The organism is Paraburkholderia dinghuensis (assembly GCF_003837865.1).
Classification (GTDB): Bacteria; Pseudomonadota; Gammaproteobacteria; order Burkholderiales; family Burkholderiaceae; genus Paraburkholderia; species Paraburkholderia dinghuensis.
The window spans coordinates 1-1,631 of sequence record NZ_RQIS01000050.1 but is presented as its reverse complement, the minus strand read 5'-3'; the positions used below and the strand labels follow the sequence as shown (position 1 = coordinate 1,631).

The 1,631-nt window shown below is 57.0% G+C and carries 1 protein-coding gene; it reads right to left on the bottom strand.

Features of this window, described 5'->3' with window-relative positions:
* Positions 1 to 122 precede the first annotated feature (122 nt).
* Positions 123 to 1,568: an IS1182 family transposase gene (locus D1Y85_RS26825; protein WP_124154091.1), complete on the bottom strand. Its 1,446-nt coding sequence runs from the start codon at positions 1,566 to 1,568 to the stop codon at positions 123 to 125.
* Between the last annotated feature and the right edge of the window lie 63 nt (positions 1,569 to 1,631).

Sequence of the window (1,631 nt, the reverse complement as noted above, 5' to 3'; positions counted from 1 at the left end):
CCAGCCTATGTGAAAACGCTGTTTTCCGCCGCGCGAGCCATGGACGGCCAGACCGGTCGAGTTTTTTTACGGTGAGTTTGAATTGATCGAGCGTCAGGAGCACAACAACGCCCCTCGGGGCTTTAGGCCCCCGCCAACTTCATGGCCTTCAGCGTCCTTGCCACACCCAGTATGCTGATAACCCGCTTCAGGTTGTACGCTAATACCTGCAGGCTCATCTCGGTACTCACTCGTCCGAGCGTTCGGGTCAGGAAGTGTGCAGGACCCATCCAGTGCTTGAGCGTACCGAAGACGTGCTCGACAGTACTTCGGCGGATGGTCATTGCATCGGGCTTCCGGTCGAGCCGTCGTTCCATGGCTTCCAGTATCTTTTCGTGCTCCCATCTCCGGATGCGGCGATAGTCGCTGGGAGAACATCGCGCCTTCATAGGGCAGCTTGGGCATGCACTCGGCCAGTAGACCCGCAGATTCATTTCATGTTCAACGGTCGTGAATCGATAAATGGCTTTCTCGCCGGCCGGACATCGATATACGTCACCTCGTGCCTCGTACACAAAGTCGGCCTTGGTGAACAGACCTTTCTTCCGTGACGCAGAGGTGAGCGGCTTGGGTACGTACGCGCGGATTCCGTTCAGATCGCATGTTCTTATCTCCGGCCCGCTGAAGTAACCCCGATCCGCTACAACTTTCAGAGTTGACACGCCCATCGCGTTTTTTGCCGCGAGCGCCATTCTGCTGAGTTGTCCGTGATCATTTCCGATGTTGGTTACCTCGTGCTCGACGACCAGGTGATGTTTCGTGTCTACCGCCGCCTGCACGTTATAACCCACTATGCCGGAGCCTCTTCCGCTTGTCGCCATGGAGCGCGCGTCGGGATCGGTCATCGATAGTTGCATGTCTGGTTGTTTTTCCAGCTGCTTCCTGATCTGTGCGAGTTCACGCATCTGCAGGCGCAGGCGGGCGATCTTCTCGTACAGCCGGTCAGTCTTCGCGGCGAAACCTGTTGGACTGGTGCGGTCTGCGGTTTCAATCAGGTCGAGATATCGTTGCACACTCTCCTCGATCTGCTGTTGGCGCTTGTCGATCTTGCCTGTTGTGTAGTTCAGGTCCCGGCTGTTTGATGCCTTGAACTTGCTGCCGTCGATGGCCACCATGTCACTGGATAGCAGTTTCAGCCCGCGACACAGTTCGACAAAGCGCCGGCATGTGTTGCGAATGGCCTTGCCGCTGTCACGGCGAAAGTCCGCGATTGTCTTGAAGTCTGGCGCTAGACGGCCCGTTAGCCACATCAATTCGACGTTGCGCTGGCATTCACGCTCCAGCCGCCGGCTGGAGGGTATGCGGTTCACGTACCCGTAGATATAAAGCTTGAGCATCACCGCGGGGTGATAGGACGGTCGGCCGGTAGTCGCGGGTGTGATGCCGTCGAAACCGAGTTCCGCAAGGTCCAGCTCGTCGACGAAGGCATCTATGACCCTGACCGGGTTGTCCGCTTCGATGTAGTCATCGACGCATTCGGGAAGTAGTGCGACCTGTTTGCGGTCATCGCCCTCAACGAATCGCTTCATGAGTCACCCGGTCTCAGTGCGTTGATTCAGTTTAGGCGATCAACACGTTTTCACACAGGCTGG

What these genes read in the sequence shown, in the direction of transcription:
- D1Y85_RS26825 (WP_124154091.1), bottom strand. Translation starts at nt 1,568, where the DNA reads ATGAAGCGATTCGTTGAGGGCGATGACCGCAAACAGGTCGCACTACTT.